This is a genomic window from Oleiphilus sp. HI0128 (assembly GCF_001635365.1).
Genome location: NZ_LWGG01001095.1, coordinates 1 through 1777 on the forward strand (window position 1 = coordinate 1; position 1777 = coordinate 1777).

Genomic DNA, 1777 nt, shown 5'->3' on the forward strand with positions numbered 1-1777 from the left:
ACTTTCACGAATGGTCATGCCCGGGTCGCGTAAGCCGTCGACGAAGACATCACTGCGCGCTTCATGACCACGAATAACATAGCGGTCACCAAAGGCATTTCCGTTTTCGCCTGTTCCCAGGGTAATGCCAGGCTGACCATCCAAAATAGTGCGCAAGTCACTACGGCCAGACTCGGCGACCTGTGTAGTCGTCACAACATTTATTGTTGCCGGAGTTTCAGCCAGTGTTCTTGTTCGGCGAGGGTCAGAAAGGCGTTCCGCTAGGTAAGGGGAACCTGGTGTCGCATAAGGGTTTGTGTCGGGTGTGACAGACTCTTCAATTTTAAGCTTATCAAGCTTGATGCTTTCTGGAGTGGGCTCTTCAGCGCTTGCCATACCCGTCATTAGAGCACCGGATATCGCCAGGGCTAATGTTCCAGAAGAACGAGTCGTAGAAAAAGTTTTCGGGTTTTGTGTAGTGTGGTTTGTTTCCGAGTCTCGGGCCGGATTATTAATGTTGTGAGACATGATACTTCCTTAAAAAAGCGTGTTGGATGAGTTGAGTGAAAATTCAATCGGCAAGGTAAGGTCGAGACCGTCCTTGCTCAATTCTTCTGGTATCGCTGGAAAGGGGGTAGCTCGTAGCAGCATGTCTAGAGCTTCCTGATCCAGGCGAGGGTCTCCCGAACTTTTTGTAATCCTTGGTCGTTTTAGACGACCATTTGTTTTTAGATAAAAATTAACGTGAACAGTGCCGGTCACACCTGCTCGACGGGCGCTTCGTGGGTAGCGTTTGTGGCGCGCAGCATGGGCGAGAATACGAGAAAGATAAGTTTGCTGAATAGCTGGTTTACCTCCTGTCGTAGTGCTTTTCCCTGTTCCCGTTGCTTTGATAGTTGCTCGACTGTTTTGTTTACTATCAAATATGTCTTCCTGAGTTTTGCTGTCTTCAGCCTGCTTTGTTTCTGCTTGCTTAGTTTCTGGTTGAGTCGTTTCTAGCTTTTTAGCCACCTGCTCAGGAGCAGGAAGCTCGGCTGGCAGATCTGTTTGCTTCTTCTCCATATCAATTGTTTCGACGGGTGTGGGTTCTTCTATTGTTTCTTCTATTGCTTCAAGCGCTGGTTCGATTTCTGCGACTTCGTCTGGTGTTTGGGTTTCTTTGATATCGACAAGCTCTTCTTGAACTTGCTCGTTGGGTGCTTCTTCACTTGAGGCCGCGGCACTGGTATCCACAAAGCTTCCTGCCAGACCCAGGCCTGCTATTAAGCCGTCTTCACCTGCTTGTTGAGCTCCGCTTATGGCAATAGTAGAGGGCAAGCTATAGATGCTATAAGCTAGTGCCAGGGAAAAGTGGAGCGCGATCGCAAAGAGACTTGCTGTTGTTATGTGAGCACTTTTGATCTTCATGGCTGAATCGTCTGAATGCTCAGGCTTTCCATGCCGTAAGTTCGTGCCAGCTTTAGCACCGGGTCTAATGCAGAAGCGGGAAGCTGGCGGTGAATGCGTATACTCAGTTCTGTGATCGTCTGATCAGAAAACACTTTGCTAAGTTCGTCATTAACTTGCTCACCTTCCAGTAAGTATTCTCCATTTGCATGAATTTCCAGTACCAGCGTCTTCGCGTCCACTTTCTGATCATTTTGTGAATTGGGCAATTCCAGGCTCTTGCTTGGCGATTTAATCTGACCGGCCACCATAAAGAAGATCAATAACAAGAAGACGATATTGATCGCAGGGACCATATTACCGTCCAGGTTAAGGCTATTGTTATTGGACGCTTCGATATGAATAAGCTTCA

Annotated in this window: 3 protein-coding genes; all 3 read right to left on the minus strand. The window is 47.8% G+C overall.

All coding sequences use genetic code 11. From position 1 onward, the window contains the following. The coding region (locus tag A3763_RS18590) for a TonB-dependent receptor plug domain-containing protein (protein ID WP_156495172.1) at positions 1 to 507 on the minus strand (507 nt) is incomplete at its 3' end. A gap of 9 nt (positions 508 to 516) precedes the next feature. Next, the gene (locus tag A3763_RS18595; protein WP_068633873.1) at positions 517 to 1386 is read right to left on the minus strand and encodes an energy transducer TonB; all 870 of its coding nucleotides are present in this window, start codon (positions 1384 to 1386) and stop codon (positions 517 to 519) included. Beyond that, positions 1383 to 1777, minus strand: a 395-nt coding sequence (locus A3763_RS18600) for a biopolymer transporter ExbD (RefSeq protein WP_068760327.1), incomplete at its 5' end; no start/stop codon positions are given. The genes A3763_RS18595 and A3763_RS18600, both read right to left, overlap by 4 nt.